The sequence below is a fragment of the Zoogloea sp. LCSB751 genome, from assembly GCF_002028455.1.
Taxonomy (GTDB): Bacteria; Pseudomonadota; Gammaproteobacteria; order Burkholderiales; family Rhodocyclaceae; genus Zoogloea.
This window is the reverse complement of sequence record NZ_MWUM01000459.1, coordinates 1-248: the sequence shown is the minus strand read 5'-3', so window position 1 is coordinate 248 and position 248 is coordinate 1. Positions and strand designations below refer to the sequence as shown.

1 protein-coding gene is annotated in these 248 nt (G+C 53.2%); it reads left to right on the top strand.

Translation table 11 applies throughout. From position 1 onward, the window contains the following. Positions 1–248 (top strand): TraC family protein (locus B4920_RS27310; protein ID WP_139379747.1); only part of this gene is annotated, 248 nt, incomplete at both ends.

Sequence of the window (248 nt, the reverse complement as noted above, 5' to 3'; positions counted from 1 at the left end):
TCCTCATGGATGATCAGAGCGCCGGTTTCGGTTTTATCTGTGAGCCTCTGTGTGGGGCGGATGAAAAGGTGCAGGAGCGTATGAACGGCTTCCTGAATCAGGAGTACCCCTCCAAGACGACAATCCAGTTCCTGTTATTCAGATCCCCCGATATAAACCAAGAGATGTACCAGATGCAGGGGCTGCGTGACGGCTTCCGTCATAGCCTGCTGAGCTCCGTCATCCAAGAGCGAATCAGCTATCTCCAG